Here is a 12888-nt window from a genome sequence, read left to right as displayed (position 1 = left end):
AGCTGGTGCGGCCCATCCTTCGAGACGTCCGGCTTCGTCCTACGGACTTCGCCGGCCTCCTCAGGATGACGCCGGGGGGTGGCGATGTCGCAAGTGCGATCATGTCTTCTTCGCGAGTCACGACGCCATCGGCTGCGTCAATCGCAGCCGTCATCCTGAGGTGGTACCCGAGCAACCCGAGGGCCTCGAAGGATGCGGCAGCGAGTTCCGCGCCCCGACCGCCACGTGACACCGCGCGATTAGTTTCAGCCTGCGACAAAAAAATACTTTCTGAAACTGACCCAAACCGCACGCGTAACTCCGCCGACGACGACGTAAAATTCTCGCGTAGCAGCGGCGTCGTCGTGCTGTGCATTCCATCGCGTCCGCGGAACTCCGCGGCATTCAAAACCAAACGGGAGAAACACATGTCCAAGCGCATTGCCTTGCTGTCCGCCGCCGCCTTTGGCGCGCTCGCACTCAGCGCCAGCGTCATCGCGCCCGCCAGCGCCGAAGACAAGAAGATGATGAAGAGCGAAATGAGCGGCGAGAAGACCGTGATGGTCGGCGGCGCCGCCATGTTCCCCTCGAAGAACATCGTCCAGAACGCGGTCAATTCCAAGGATCACACCACGCTGGTCGCCGCGGTGAAGGCCGCCGGCCTGGTCGAGACGTTGGAAAGCAAGGGACCGTTCACCGTGTTCGCGCCGACCAACGCGGCGTTCGCCAAGCTTCCCGCCGGCACCGTGGACAATCTGATCAAGCCGGCGAACAAGGCGACGCTGAGCAAGATCCTGACCTATCACGTGGTACCCGGGAAGCTGGAAGCCGCCGATCTCACCGACGGCAAGAAGCTGACCACGGTGGAAGGCGAAACCCTGACGGTGAAGGCCGCCGGCGGCAAGGTGATGCTGACCGACGCCAAGGGCGGAACCTCGACGGTGACGATCGCCAACGTCAACCAGTCGAACGGCGTGATCCACGTCGTCGACACCGTGCTGATGCCCGCGTCGTAACCTCGCGCAAGTCCCACCGCATCCTGTCGTCGTCCCCCGCAGGATGCGGTGCGCGCGCCCGGAAATGGCTGCGCAGCGAGCCGGGGCAACCCGGCTCGCTTTTTCGTGATTGCGCCACCATGGCATTGCGAAACCAATGGTGTAAGCCGCAGTAACGAACCGCGGGCGAGGTCCGTAGAGACGATATGAACCCGTCATGAACCCGTCGGGATGGAACGAGACGATGTCGAGCATCACGGTCAGCGACGATCAGGCGACGCGCCGCGCCGGCAAGGCGATCCAGCCGGCCTGGGTGCGGCTGCTGCACTGGATCAACGCCGCGGCGGTGATCATGATGATCATGTCGGGCTGGCAGATCTACAACGCCTCGCCGCTGTTCGATTTCACCTTTTCGCGCAGCATCACGCTGGGCGGCTGGCTCGGCGGCGCGCTGCAGTGGCATTTTGCCGCGATGTGGCTGCTGATGGTCAACGGCCTGGTCTATCTGGCGCTCGGCGTCGCCACCGGACGCTTCCGCGACAAATTGCTGCCGATCACCCCCTCCGGCGTGTTGACCGACACCAAGGCGGCGCTAACCGGACGATTGTCGCACGCCGACCTCACCACCTACAATTATGTGCAGCGGTTGCTCTACCTCGGCATCATCGCGGTCGGCATCGTCATCGTGCTGTCCGGGCTTTCGATTTGGAAGCCGGTGCAGCTGCAATGGCTGACCGCGCTGTTCGGCGGCTACGACGTCGCGCGCTACGTGCACTTCGCCGCGATGGCGGCGATCTGCGGGTTTCTGGTCATCCACGTCGCGCTGTCGTTGCTGGTGCCGAAAGCGCTGCGCGCGATGATCATCGGACGGTGAGGAGATCGAGTGATGCGCCGCTTCAAATCCCTGCTGATCCCCGGCGTCGACAAGAAGCTCTTGGTGCGCGATGCCGCCAAATTGCTGCCGGAACCGTCGCGGCGGCGCTTCATCGCCGGCGGCGCCAGCCTCGGCGCGCTGACGCTGCTGACCGGATGCGACGTCTCGGATTCGTTCTCAGCGGAATCGATGCTGACGCAGATCTCGAAGTTCAACGACGCGGTGCAGGCGAAAATCTTCAATCCCAACGTGCTGGCGCCGACCTATGGCGAACAGGACATCAAGCGGCCGTTCCCGTTCAACGCGTTCTACAGCGAGGACGAAGCGCCAAAGATCGACGGTCAGACCTGGCAGCTCGAGGTCTCCGGCCTGGTCGACAACAAGAAATCCTGGACCCTGGCGGAGCTGCATCAGCTGCCGGAAGTCAAGCAGATCACCCGCCACATTTGTGTGGAGGGTTGGAGTGCGATCGGCTCGTGGTCCGGCACGCCTTTGCGCGATTTCCTCAAATTGGTCGGCGCCGACAGCCACGCGAAATGGGTGCATTTCCGCTGCGCGGAAGATTACGCGAGCTCGCTCGACATGCCGACCGCGCTGCATCCGCAAACCCAGATGACCTTCAAGTTCGACGACAAGATCTTGCCGCGGGCCTATGGCTATCCGATGAAGATCCGGGTGCCGACCAAGCTCGGCTTCAAGAACCCGAAATACGTGGTCGCGATGGAGGTCACCAACGACTACAAGGGCGGCTATTGGGAAGACCAGGGCTACAATGATTTCAGCGGCAGCTGAGCGGCGCTTGGTCGCAGCGCCCGTCGCGCCTCGGCGGCGTTGCGGGCGACGCGGCTCGTGCCCCGGAATGACAGCCAAATTGGCTAAAGCGCATCAACCCACTTCGTTCGGTTTTCCCGCTCACCCCACCGGCCGCTGAAACGCCGCCAGCACGGCGCCCAGTGCCAGCGCCGCGGCGGAGACGTTGAGCGCGGAGCTGAGGCTGCCCATCGCGTCGGTGATGGCGCCGGTGGCGATCGGGCCGATGGTCTGGCCGATCCCGAACACGATGGTCATCGCCGCGATCGCGCTCGGCCACGCTTCGGGCGGATAGTTGAAGCGCACGAACGCCGTAGTGGTGGTGACCACCGCGAAGAACGCCACCCCGAACACCGCGGCCGACACCGCCAGCATCCAGGGCGACGGCGACAGCAGCGGCAGCGCCGCGCCGAGCGCGTTGACGCCGAGGATGATCGCCGTGGTGACGCCGCTCTTGCCGCGCGCGATCAGCCGCCGCCACACCCAGGGCGAGGCGAACGCGCCGGCGCCGATCAGGCACCAGAACCCGCTCTGCGCCAGCGCGCCGCCGCCGGCGTCGCGCACATAGGCGATCATGAAGGTCATGTAGGCGATGTAGCCGGCGCCGAACAGAAAGTAGCTGATCAGATAGATCGCCACCGGGCGGATCGTGAATGGCGCCGGCTTGGCCGCGGACAGCGCCGCGCGCGCCTCGATCGGCCGCAGCACCAGCGGCAAGGTCAGCGCTCCCGCCAGCAGCGCCAGCACCAGCCAGACCGCCCACCACGATCCCGGCCCGAGCCGATCGAGCAGCAACGGCGCCAGCAGCCCCGACAGCAGGATGCCGAGCCCGGGGCCGGCATAGAACAGGCTGAGCAGGAAACTCGAGCGCGAAGGCTCGGTCTGCGCCAGCGTCGCCGCCAGCGCGCCGCCGGCGACGAAGGAGACCGCGGCCCCCAGTCCCGCCACCAGCCGCGCCAGTCCGAGCAGCGCGAAATTGCCCGACAGCCCGCACAATACCAGCGAGGCGACGCAGGCCAGCGTGCCGGCCTGCACCACCCGGAACAGGCCGAACCGCTTGACCAGGGAGGCGGCCACCAGCGCGCCGCCGAGATAGCCCGCGGCATTGACGGTGTTCATGAATCCCGCGGCGGAATACGACCAGCCGAGCGCGTCGCGCATGTCGGGCAGCACCAGCGAATAGGCGAAACGACCGATGCCGAGGCTGATGGTCGGCGACAGCGCCAGCATCAGGATGAGCTGGGCGGGGCGCGGCTGGGCCGTGGTGCGATCGATCAGGGTCAAGCGTTTCTCCGTCGCCTTCCCTGCATTCTTGCCGGGTTCGGCGCGGCGGTGCAACGCCGGCGGCCGGAACGGTGTCTTGCCAATCGCGCAACGCCGTTTTAGCACTCCGCCGCATCCATTCACTCGTCGTGCCCGGCCGCGCCGGGCATCCGCGCCTTCCTCATCACGAGCGGGCCACCGTGGATGGCCGGGACGGACCCGGCCATGACGCATCTCGAGGAATTGACCATGGCGACCCACAAACTGCTGCTTCTTCCCGGCGACGGCATCGGCACCGAAGTGATGGCGGAGGTGAAGCGGCTGATCGATTGGCTCAACGCCCAGGGCATCGCGCATTTCGAAACCGAAGACGGGCTGGTCGGCGGCGCCGCTTACGACGCCGACAAGGTGGCGATCACCGACGCCACCATGGCCAAGGCGCAGGCCTCCGACGCGGTGATCTTCGGCGCGGTCGGCGGCGCGAAATGGGACGGCGTGCCCTATGAGGCGCGCCCGGAAGCCGGCCTGCTGCGGCTGCGCAAAGACCTCGGGCTGTTCGCCAATCTGCGCCCCGCGGTATGCTACCCGGCGCTGGCGGATTCTTCGAGCCTGAAGCGCGAGGTGGTCGAAGGCCTCGACATCATGATCGTGCGCGAACTCACCGGTGGGGTGTATTTCGGCGAGCCGAAGACCATCACCGACCTCGGCAACGGCCAGAAGCGCGCCATCGATACGCAAGTCTACGACAGCTACGAGATTGACCGCATCGCTCGTGTTGCGTTCGACCTTGCGCGCAAGCGCCGCAACAAGGTGACGTCGATGGAAAAGCGCAACGTCATGAAGTCCGGGGTGTTGTGGAACGAGGTGGTCACCCGAGTGCACGCCGAGGACTACAAGGACGTGCAGCTCGAGCATCAGCTGGCGGATTCCGGCGGCATGAACCTGGTGAAATGGCCGAAGCAGTTCGACGTCATCGTCACCGACAACCTGTTCGGCGACATCCTCAGCGACATCGCCGCGATGCTGACCGGCTCGCTCGGCATGCTGCCGTCGGCCTCGCTCGGCGCGGTCGACGCCAACACCGGCAAGCGCAAGTCGATGTACGAGCCGGTGCACGGCTCGGCCCCCGACATCGCCGGCAAGGGCTTGGCCAATCCGGTGGCGATGCTGGCGTCGTTCGGCATGGCGCTGCGCTATTCGCTCGACATGGGCGAATTGGCCGACAAGCTCGACGCCGCGATCGCAGCGGTGTTGGCCAAGGGCCTGCGCACCGCCGACATCAAGTCGGAAGGCTCAACGGTGATCTCGACCTCGCAGATGGGCGAAGCGATCCTGAAAGAAATGCAGGCGCTGCACGCCTAAGCGCGGCTCCACGCAGTCGACGTCATCCTGAGGAGCCCGGCGAAGTCCGAAGGACGAAGCCGGGCGTCTCGAAGGATGGCCGCGCGGGGAGCGCATCAATCCGGAGCCGCATCCTTCGAGGCCCTCGCGTTGCTCGGGCACCTCAGGATGACGGCGCAGGGGTTGATGCAATCGCCGCTTTCAACGCCAGCCCGTTAGGATGGCGGCATCCACGAACCAACAAAAATGCCCGGCGCGAGCCGGGCATTTTCGTATGGCCTTGATGTCTCGCGCCAGCGGCAGCGAATCAGTACAGCGGGAAGCGTTCCGGATAGCCGCCGAGATCGGACGCCGGGTTGAGCGGCTGGCGGTCCAGCGGGCGGTTGAGATTCTCCATGCCGAAGGAACGGCCGGGCGGGTAGGCATAATCGGTGAACTTGCGCTCGCCCGGCAGCACTTCGGTGCCGGCGTCGAGCCATGACCGCTTGGTGACGTAAATGCGGGTCCGCGGCCCGGCCTGATAGGACGAATTCGGTCCGCGCGGCCCGTAGGCGGTGCTGGAGCGATCATAATACTTCCGCTTCGCCGCATTGGCGTCGGAGCTGTTGAAGCCGATTGCGATAACGGCGACCGCCGCGAGCAGCACCGTGAGTTTCCTCGCGGCAGAGAATTTCAAGGTCATCATGTCCTCATGGCAGTCAGGCAGGTAGGGCATCGTCCGATTCAATCGCATTTTAGCTGCCGGGAGCGTCGCGCCACAAGCTCATTCGGGCCACACCGCCGGACAATAATGCCTGCTGACGCAAAATGTTGCACGCCGAGTAAGCTCCGCAACGGCCACGCTCGCCTCAAAGACTGCCGCGCAGCCGCGGGTTCTGCGCCCCCATCACCCAATCGGCCGTCGGGCCGGCCTGCGCCGCGCAGCCGGAGCGGCGCAATTCCGCGTGGGCGAACAGCTCGGCAAGCTTGGGATCGTTGCCGGCGCTGAGCAGCACCAGCCGGTCGAGCATGCAGGAAATCGCCGCGCGGCGCGCAGGCAGCGTTTCGCCCTGGCACGCCCAACCGGAGATCCGCAGGCTGGGTCGATCGAGCTTCTTCAGAAAACCGAGACAAGCGCGGGGCAGCCCTGCGTCAGCGCCACCGAGCGAAAACAGCCTCACCGCGCCGAATTTGCTGTCGATCAGGCCGGCGGCCTCGATCGCCCGCACCCCGTCCGGGTCGATCCGCGCGGCGATCTCGGCGGCCGGCGGCAGCGCCTGGCTGGGCTCGCCGCCGGGCCGATAGATTTCCAGCTCGGCGATCGGCGCCTCGCCCGGCGCGGCCCAGCGCAGGATATCTTTGCGGCCGCCATCGGGATGCCGAAGGACTTCATAACTCTCTATTTTACCCGGTGAATCGAACTGGCTGAGGGCGAATGCCGGCGCTGATCGCGGGGCGCTGACAAAGCCGGGCTTGGCCGTCTGATCGGGGTCGGCGGCGTCGCGCATCGCCTCGGCGAACGGCTGGACGGCGTACAGCCCGACCGCGGCGACGAACGCCAGCGCGCCGAAATAGGCCAGCACCCGCACCAGGACGTCGCGGCATTCGCCGGCACAGCTTCGCAGGGCCGGGTGGATCCGGGGCGGCTCCCGGTCAGCGCGGACGGCCGAAATCGTTCGCATCGAGGGGCTCTGGTAGGCTAGTAGGAGGGGCTTTATTGTGTCGGAGGCGTTTCTCGCATAGAAGCGCTGCCGCTTCCCTTCCGCTGCTGGCGGCGGCGAAGCCTTTTTCTTCGGAGAGTCAACGATGGGTTACAAAGTCGCGGTGGTCGGGGCGACCGGCAATGTCGGGCGGGAAATGCTCAACATCCTGGACGAACGCAAATTCCCTGCCGACGAGGTGGTGGCGCTGGCGTCGCGCCGCAGCATGGGCGTCGAAGTGTCCTACGGCGACAAGACTCTCAAGGTGAAAGCGCTGGAAAATTACGACTTCTCGGACGTCGACATCTGCCTGATGTCGGCCGGCGGCGCGGTGTCCAAGGAATGGTCGCCGAAGATCGGCGCGCAGGGCGTGGTGGTGATCGACAACTCATCGACCTGGCGGATGGACCCCGACGTGCCGCTGGTGGTGCCGGAAGTCAACGCCGACGCGGTCGCGGGCTTTGCCAAGAAGAACATCATCGCCAACCCGAACTGCTCGACCGCGCAGCTCGTCGTGGCGTTGAAGCCGCTGCATGACAAGGCGGTGATCAAGCGCGTGGTGGTGTCGACCTATCAGTCGGTGTCCGGCGCCGGCAAGGACGCGATGGACGAACTGTTCTCGCAGACCAAGGCGGTGTTCACCGTCGAGGAAGTCCACTCCAAGAAATTTCCGAAGCGGATCGCCTTCAACGTCATCCCCGAGATCGACGTGTTCATGGAAGACGGCTTCACCAAGGAAGAGTGGAAGATGATGATGGAGACCAAGAAGATTCTTGATCCCAAAATCAAGCTGGTGGCGACCTGCGTGCGGGTGCCGGTGTTCGTCGGCCATTCCGAATCCGTCAACATCGAGTTCGAGAACCCGATTTCGGCGGACGAGGCGCGCAACATCCTGCGCACCGCGCCGGGCTGCCTGGTGATCGACAAGCACGAGCCCGGCGGCTACGTCACGCCCTATGAGGCGGCCGGCGAAGACGCCACCTATATCAGCCGGATCCGCGAGGATGCGACGGTGGAGAACGGCCTGGTGCTGTGGTGCGTGTCCGACAATCTGCGCAAGGGTGCGGCGCTGAACGCGATCCAGATCGCCGAATGCCTGATCAACCGCAAGCTGATCACCGCCAAGAAAAAGGCGGCGTAGCCGACCAACGTGCCCCGGACGCAGTGCAGCGCGCCGCTCTTGCGGCGTGGTGCGCTGCAGAGCCGGGGCCGTTACGGAACGCGGTATTTGGTACGGTCCCGGTTCTGCGGGGCAGCGCTAAGCGCGCTGCTCCGCGCCCGGGACACGAGCTGGTAGCTGGTCGGGTGGGCATGCTTCGCTTTGCCCACCCGACACAACGTCGGAGTGGAAGCTGAAGCTTCGGGGGGCGTGATGACGGACCTGCCAGCGAAACGCCGCACCAATCCGGTCGAACGGGGGCTGGAGGCGCTGCTGTTCAACAGCCGCTGGCTGATGGCGCCGTTCTATCTCGGCCTGGTCGTCAGCCTGGTGGTGCTGCTGTACAAATTCGGCCTGCTGCTTTGGGAATTCATCCTGCACGCCCCGGCGGCGAAGGAGTCCGACATCATCCTCGGGGTGCTGTCGCTGATCGACGTGTCGCTGACCGGCAATCTGATCCTGATCGTGGTGTTCTCCGGCTACGAGAACTTCGTCTCGCGGATCGACCCGCGCAACCATCCGGATTGGCCGGCTTGGATGACCAAGGTCGATTTCGCCGGCCTGAAGCAGAAACTGCTGGCCTCGATCGTGGCGATCTCGGCGATCCAGGTGTTGAAGGCGTTCATGAACATCGACGCGGCGTTCGACGCGCAGAAGCTCGGCTGGCTGGTCGGCGTGCATTTGGTGTTCGTGGTCACGACGCTGCTGTTGGCGCTATCGGACCGCTGGGGAAGCGATCACGGCGGCGGCGATGGCGCCGCGCATTGACCACTCCGCGACGCTCACCCTGCGACGCCCGCCGCTTGGCGTAATTCATCGATCAGCTTGGAGGCCTCGGCCTTGGTCAGCGTCTCGCTGAACGCGCCGGGCCGTTTGGCCTGCTCGCACAGCGTTTTCAGGTAGGAGGCCTGCGCCCCGGTCATCGGATCGTCGCCGGAGACCCATTCGTCGGGGTCTTTCTCGGTGTTCGAATTGAGGTCGGTTTTGGGATTGTTCATCGCTGCCTCCGTCGCGCGATTCAACGCAACGGTTCTCGATCCGTTCCCAAGCCTTCGGCGGCTCAAGCGTCGTCAGCGCAAGCCGCTCGGTCAGCTGATAGCGAGTTCGCTGGCGGCGTGGAACTGGCCGCTCTGCGCATCCCACACCGCGAGCGAGCCTTCTGCCACGCCGAAATAGGCGCCGTGCAACTGCAATTTGCCGCGCTCGGCGAGGATCTTGATGCAGGGGAAGGTCATCAGGTTGTCCAGGCTGCGCTTCACCGCGGCCTGCTCCAGCCGGGTGATGAACTCCTGCATCGACTCCTGGTCGCGTTGTTCGACGGTCTCGGCCGCGCGCGCGAACATCGCCATCCATTTGCCGATGAAATCGCCGGGCGACAGCGGCGCGGTCTTGTCGACGAAGGCGCGGATGCCGCCGCATTGGGCGTGGCCGAGCACCACGATGTGCTTCACCCGCAGCACCTGCACGGCGTATTCCAAAGCCGCCGAGACGCCGTGCACGGCGCCGTCGGGCGCATAGACCGGCACCAGATTGGCGACGTTGCGCAGCACGAACAATTCGCCCGGCCCGGCGTCGAAGATCACTTCCGGCGACACCCGGGAATCGCAACAGCCGATCACCATCACCTCCGGCGCTTGGCCGCGCTCGGACAACTCGCGATAGCGCGATTGTTCGGTCGGCAGCCGCTGGGTGGTGAAGTTCCGGTAGCCTTTGAGCAGATGTTGCGGAAACGATGCCATCGGTGCGCGCCTCGCAGGGGTCCGCTCGGGATAACCATAGGATGCGTTCTGGAACAAGCCTTTCAGCGCGCCTCGTGAAATGTTATCGGCTGCGAATTGTGCAACCGAGGGGTGAAGTCATGATCCGTCCGCGCCGCAGCCTGCTGTTCATGCCGGGGTCGAACGCCCGCGCGCTGGAAAAGGCCCGGCTGCTGCATGCCGACGGCCTCATCCTCGACCTCGAGGATTCGGTGGCGCCGGACGCCAAGGCCACCGCGCGGGCGCAGATCGCCAAGGCGGTTGGCGACAAGGGTTTTGGCAAGCGCGAGGTGCTGATCCGGATCAACAGTCTGGACTCGCCGTGGTGGATCGACGACCTCAATATGGCCGGCAAGGCCAAACCGGACGGCATCCTGGTGCCGAAGGTTTCCAGCGTCGCCGAGCTCAGCGCGATCGCCGACCGGCTGACCGACGTCGGCGCCGAGATCGCCATCAAGGTCTGGATCATGATCGAGACCGCGCGCGGCGTGCTGCACGCCGAGGAACTGGCGGCGGCATCGCAGGACTCCGAGATGCGGCTGGCCGGCTTCGTGTTCGGGCCGAACGATATTTCGCGCGAAACCGGCATTCGCATGCTGCCCGGCCGTTCGGCGATGGTGCCGATGATGACGCATTGCGTGCTGGCGGCGCGCAGCCACGGCTTGGCGATCCTCGACGGCCCTTACAGCGACATCGGCAATATCGAAGGCTTTGCGCATGAATGCGCGCAGGCGCGCGATCTCGGCTTCGACGGCAAGACGCTGATCCATCCCGGCCAGATCGACGCCTGCAACGCCGCCTTCACGCCGCCGGCCGAGGACGTCGCCTACGCCCGCAAGGTGATCGCGGCGTTTGCTGAGCCCGAAAACGCCGCGCGCGGCGCGATCCAGCTCGACGGCCGCATGGTGGAACGGCTGCATGTCGACATGGCGAAAAAGACCATCGCGATCGCCGACGCGATCGCGGCGATGGGATCATGAGAATCGGGTGAAGGCCCTGTAGGGCGGCGGTTGCAGGGCGAGGAACAATAGGCAGAAACCTTGCTCCCATAATGGGACCATGGTTCAATCGCCGCCGATGAGGATCATCGCGCGCCGCACCCTACGAGAGTTTGTCGCCAGCCTGGCCGGAACAAAGGATCAGCGGGCGGTAAAGGCAGCGCTCGACGCCTGGTTCGACGAAGTCAGCAAAGCGGCCTGGGCCACCACTGCAGAGGTCAAGCGGCGCTATGCGACGGCGAGCATCGTCAGCGCGGAACGGATCGTCTTCAATATCAAGGGCAATGACTATCGTCTGGTCGTCGCTGTTGATTTCGACAAGGCCATCGTCTGGATCAAATGGATCGGGACCCACACTGCCTACGACCGGCTCGACGTGAGGAAGGTGCAACATGGCGACTGAACTGAAGCCGATTCGCACCGAGGCGGATTATCAGAACGCGCTGGTCGAAGTCGAGCAGCTTTGGGGCGCCAAGAGTGGGACACCCAAAGGCGACCGGCTCGACGTGCTGGCGACGCTGATCGACGCCTATGAGGCCCGGCACGATCCGATGGACCCGCCCGACCCGATCGAGGCGATTCAATTTCGGATGGAGCAGCAGGGCCTCAGTCGCAAAGATCTCGAACCGTTGATCGGGACCCGCGCCCGCGTCGCCGAGGTGATGAATCGCCGGCGCAGCCTGTCAATCGAGATGATACGCCGGCTGCATGAGCACCTCGGCATCTCGGCGGAGGTGCTGATCCGCCCGACCCGCGGCGACGAGGCGGCGTGAGGCGGGTTGATCTGTGATGGCGTTGCGGCAACGGCAACGCGTGCTTCCCTCGCCCCGCAAGCGGGGCGAGGGAAGAGGCGCGCGCTTAACTTACGCCCAGGCGCGTTCGGTCTTGGCCTTGTCCTCGTAGCTGTCGATCGAGGCTTTCTTTTCCAGCGTCAGCCCGATGTCGTCGAGGCCGTTCATCAGGCAGTGCTTGCGGAACGGGTCGATGTCGAACTTCACCGTGCCGCCGTCCGGCCCGCGGATTTCCTGCTTGCCGAGGTCGATGGTGATGGTGGCGTTGGCGCCGCGCTCGGCGTCGTCGAACAGCTTGTCGAGGTCGGCCTGCGTCACCCGGATCGGCAGCACGCCGTTCTTGAAGCAGTTGTTGTAGAAGATGTCGCCGAACGAGGTCGAGATCACGCAGCGAATGCCGAAGTCGAGCAGCGCCCAGGGGGCGTGCTCGCGGCTCGAGCCGCAGCCGAAATTGTCACCGGCGACCAGGATCTTGGCGTTGCGATAGGCCGGCTTGTTGAGGATGAAATCCGGATTCTCGCTGCCGTCGTCCTTGTAGCGCTGCTCCGAGAACAGCCCCTTGCCGAGCCCGGTGCGCTTGATGGTCTTCAGGAACTGCTTGGGGATGATCATGTCGGTATCGACATTGATGATCTTCAGCGGCGCCGCGACGCCTTCCAGCGTGGTGAACTTGTCCATGTCGATTTATCCCTGAATGAAGCCAAGATTTTAGCCCGATCGCGCGACGGCTCCAAGGGCAATCTGCGGCAACCCTAGTCGGCCACCTCGGCCTCGATGGCTTCCATGTCGTCGTCCGACAGCCCGAAATGGTGGCCGATCTCGTGCACCAGCACGTGGCGGACGACATGGCCGAGGCTTTCGTCGTGTTCGGCCCAGTAATCCAGGATCGGGCGTCGGTACAGCCAGATCATATTGGGCAGCGGGGCGATGTCGTCATGGCTTTGATGCGGCAGCCCGACGCCTTGGAACAGGCCGAGCAGGTCGAATTCGCTTTCGGCCTGCATCTCCTCCAGCACCTCGTCGGTGGGAAAATCCTCGACGCGGATGATCACGCCGGCGCAGAGGTCGCGAAACCCCTTCGGCAGCTGGCTGAACATGTCGTGCGCCATGACTTCCATTTCGGCGAGCGACGGCGATTTTGCGGACGACCACATGGCGCTGTCTTAGACAATCGGAACCGTTTCCGCAAAGCCCGCCGCGGCTGCGGTTGACGCCGGCACGGCAATCGGAGAGCGTAGCGGC

General features: G+C 64.9%; 16 protein-coding genes. 9 read left to right on the top strand and 7 right to left on the bottom strand.

Translation table 11 applies throughout. From position 1 onward, the window contains the following. The first annotated feature begins 407 nt into the window (after positions 1 to 407). From RPC_RS01235 to RPC_RS01225, 3 genes are all read left to right on the top strand, one after another. Positions 408 to 995, top strand: a complete 588-nt coding sequence (locus RPC_RS01235) for a fasciclin domain-containing protein (RefSeq protein ID WP_011470727.1) — start codon at positions 408 to 410, stop codon at positions 993 to 995. Between the two features lie 223 nt (positions 996 to 1218). Then, positions 1219 to 1848: a cytochrome b/b6 domain-containing protein gene (locus RPC_RS01230; protein WP_011470726.1), complete on the top strand. Its 630-nt coding sequence runs from the start codon at positions 1219 to 1221 to the stop codon at positions 1846 to 1848. Between the two features lie 12 nt (positions 1849 to 1860). Beyond that, on the top strand, positions 1861 to 2640 hold the full coding sequence (locus tag RPC_RS01225) for a molybdopterin-dependent oxidoreductase (RefSeq protein WP_011470725.1): 780 nt from the start codon (positions 1861 to 1863) through the stop codon (positions 2638 to 2640). A gap of 120 nt (positions 2641 to 2760) precedes the next feature. Here the strand turns inward: RPC_RS01225 and RPC_RS01220 are convergent, their stop codons facing one another. Next, the gene (locus tag RPC_RS01220) at positions 2761 to 3942 is read right to left on the bottom strand and encodes a YbfB/YjiJ family MFS transporter (RefSeq protein WP_011470724.1); all 1182 of its coding nucleotides are present in this window, start codon (positions 3940 to 3942) and stop codon (positions 2761 to 2763) included. A gap of 228 nt (positions 3943 to 4170) precedes the next feature. Between RPC_RS01220 and leuB the strand changes: the two genes are divergently transcribed. Beyond that, positions 4171 to 5283: a 3-isopropylmalate dehydrogenase gene (gene leuB, locus RPC_RS01215; protein ID WP_041802283.1), complete on the top strand. Its 1113-nt coding sequence runs from the start codon at positions 4171 to 4173 to the stop codon at positions 5281 to 5283. A gap of 286 nt (positions 5284 to 5569) precedes the next feature. On the opposite strand, the gene RPC_RS01210 is transcribed toward leuB, so the two are convergent. Together RPC_RS01210 and RPC_RS01205 are read right to left on the bottom strand one after the other, a co-directional pair. Then, positions 5570 to 5944: a hypothetical protein gene (locus tag RPC_RS01210; protein ID WP_011470722.1), complete on the bottom strand. Its 375-nt coding sequence runs from the start codon at positions 5942 to 5944 to the stop codon at positions 5570 to 5572. A 166-nt stretch (positions 5945 to 6110) separates the two neighbouring features. After that, positions 6111 to 6923 (bottom strand): hypothetical protein, encoded by an 813-nt coding sequence (locus RPC_RS01205; RefSeq protein ID WP_011470721.1) that lies wholly within the window; start codon positions 6921 to 6923, stop codon positions 6111 to 6113. Positions 6924 to 7047: 124 nt separating this feature from the next. On the opposite strand from RPC_RS01205, the gene RPC_RS01200 reads away from it, so the two are divergent. Both RPC_RS01200 and RPC_RS01195 read left to right on the top strand, forming a co-directional pair. Then, positions 7048 to 8082: an aspartate-semialdehyde dehydrogenase gene (locus RPC_RS01200; RefSeq protein WP_011470720.1), complete on the top strand. Its 1035-nt coding sequence runs from the start codon at positions 7048 to 7050 to the stop codon at positions 8080 to 8082. 231 nt (positions 8083 to 8313) lie between these two features. Further along, a complete protein-coding gene (locus tag RPC_RS01195) occupies positions 8314 to 8868 on the top strand; it encodes a TIGR00645 family protein (RefSeq protein WP_011470719.1) in 555 nt (184 codons plus the stop codon). Positions 8869 to 8882: 14 nt separating this feature from the next. On the opposite strand, the gene RPC_RS01190 is transcribed toward RPC_RS01195, so the two are convergent. After that, complete coding sequence (locus RPC_RS01190; RefSeq protein WP_011470718.1) at positions 8883 to 9098, bottom strand: DUF3072 domain-containing protein; 216 nt, start codon at positions 9096 to 9098, stop codon at positions 8883 to 8885. Between the two features lie 90 nt (positions 9099 to 9188). After that, positions 9189 to 9839, bottom strand: a complete 651-nt coding sequence (locus RPC_RS01185) for a carbonic anhydrase (RefSeq protein WP_011470717.1) — start codon at positions 9837 to 9839, stop codon at positions 9189 to 9191. A 119-nt stretch (positions 9840 to 9958) separates the two neighbouring features. On the opposite strand from RPC_RS01185, the gene RPC_RS01180 reads away from it, so the two are divergent. The 3 genes from RPC_RS01180 (at position 9959) to RPC_RS01170 (ending at position 11628) form a co-directional block, all read left to right on the top strand. After that, complete coding sequence (locus RPC_RS01180; RefSeq protein WP_011470716.1) at positions 9959 to 10837, top strand: HpcH/HpaI aldolase/citrate lyase family protein; 879 nt, start codon at positions 9959 to 9961, stop codon at positions 10835 to 10837. 79 nt (positions 10838 to 10916) lie between these two features. Beyond that, positions 10917 to 11258, top strand: coding sequence for a type II toxin-antitoxin system HigB family toxin (locus tag RPC_RS01175; protein ID WP_011470715.1), 342 nt, complete (start codon positions 10917 to 10919; stop codon positions 11256 to 11258). Continuing rightward, entirely contained in the window at positions 11248 to 11628 is a 381-nt protein-coding gene (locus RPC_RS01170; protein ID WP_011470714.1) for a helix-turn-helix domain-containing protein, read from the top strand. The genes RPC_RS01175 and RPC_RS01170 overlap by 11 nt, the downstream gene beginning before the upstream one ends. A 90-nt stretch (positions 11629 to 11718) precedes the next feature. On the opposite strand, the gene leuD is transcribed toward RPC_RS01170, so the two are convergent. Further along, positions 11719 to 12324: a 3-isopropylmalate dehydratase small subunit gene (leuD, locus tag RPC_RS01165; protein ID WP_011470713.1), complete on the bottom strand. Its 606-nt coding sequence runs from the start codon at positions 12322 to 12324 to the stop codon at positions 11719 to 11721. A gap of 74 nt (positions 12325 to 12398) precedes the next feature. Beyond that, the gene (locus tag RPC_RS01160) at positions 12399 to 12800 is read right to left on the bottom strand and encodes a metallopeptidase family protein (protein ID WP_011470712.1); all 402 of its coding nucleotides are present in this window, start codon (positions 12798 to 12800) and stop codon (positions 12399 to 12401) included. Between the last annotated feature and the right edge of the window lie 88 nt (positions 12801 to 12888).

Source organism: Rhodopseudomonas palustris BisB18, from assembly GCF_000013745.1.
In the GTDB taxonomy this organism is placed as follows: domain Bacteria; phylum Pseudomonadota; class Alphaproteobacteria; order Rhizobiales; family Xanthobacteraceae; genus Rhodopseudomonas_A; species Rhodopseudomonas_A palustris_F.
The sequence above is the reverse complement of the archived record's forward strand: the minus strand, read 5'-3'. Positions and strand labels throughout refer to the sequence as shown.

Excerpts from the sequence above, each read along its gene's own strand:
- RPC_RS01180 (WP_011470716.1), top strand. The coding sequence starts at position 9,959 with ATGATCCGTCCGCGCCGCAGCCTGCTGTTCATGCCGGGGTCGAACGCC.
- leuD (WP_011470713.1), bottom strand. The coding sequence starts at position 12,324 with ATGGACAAGTTCACCACGCTGGAAGGCGTCGCGGCGCCGCTGAAGATC.
- RPC_RS01160 (WP_011470712.1), bottom strand. The coding sequence starts at position 12,800 with ATGTGGTCGTCCGCAAAATCGCCGTCGCTCGCCGAAATGGAAGTCATG.
- RPC_RS01225 (WP_011470725.1), top strand. The coding sequence starts at position 1,861 with ATGCGCCGCTTCAAATCCCTGCTGATCCCCGGCGTCGACAAGAAGCTC.
- RPC_RS01195 (WP_011470719.1), top strand. The coding sequence starts at position 8,314 with ATGACGGACCTGCCAGCGAAACGCCGCACCAATCCGGTCGAACGGGGG.
- RPC_RS01200 (WP_011470720.1), top strand. The coding sequence starts at position 7,048 with ATGGGTTACAAAGTCGCGGTGGTCGGGGCGACCGGCAATGTCGGGCGG.
- RPC_RS01185 (WP_011470717.1), bottom strand. The coding sequence starts at position 9,839 with ATGGCATCGTTTCCGCAACATCTGCTCAAAGGCTACCGGAACTTCACC.
- leuB (WP_041802283.1), top strand. The coding sequence starts at position 4,171 with ATGGCGACCCACAAACTGCTGCTTCTTCCCGGCGACGGCATCGGCACC.
- RPC_RS01230 (WP_011470726.1), top strand. The coding sequence starts at position 1,219 with ATGTCGAGCATCACGGTCAGCGACGATCAGGCGACGCGCCGCGCCGGC.
- RPC_RS01190 (WP_011470718.1), bottom strand. The coding sequence starts at position 9,098 with ATGAACAATCCCAAAACCGACCTCAATTCGAACACCGAGAAAGACCCC.
- RPC_RS01205 (WP_011470721.1), bottom strand. The coding sequence starts at position 6,923 with ATGCGAACGATTTCGGCCGTCCGCGCTGACCGGGAGCCGCCCCGGATC.
- RPC_RS01210 (WP_011470722.1), bottom strand. The coding sequence starts at position 5,944 with ATGACCTTGAAATTCTCTGCCGCGAGGAAACTCACGGTGCTGCTCGCG.
- RPC_RS01175 (WP_011470715.1), top strand. The coding sequence starts at position 10,917 with ATGGTTCAATCGCCGCCGATGAGGATCATCGCGCGCCGCACCCTACGA.
- RPC_RS01170 (WP_011470714.1), top strand. The coding sequence starts at position 11,248 with ATGGCGACTGAACTGAAGCCGATTCGCACCGAGGCGGATTATCAGAAC.
- RPC_RS01235 (WP_011470727.1), top strand. The coding sequence starts at position 408 with ATGTCCAAGCGCATTGCCTTGCTGTCCGCCGCCGCCTTTGGCGCGCTC.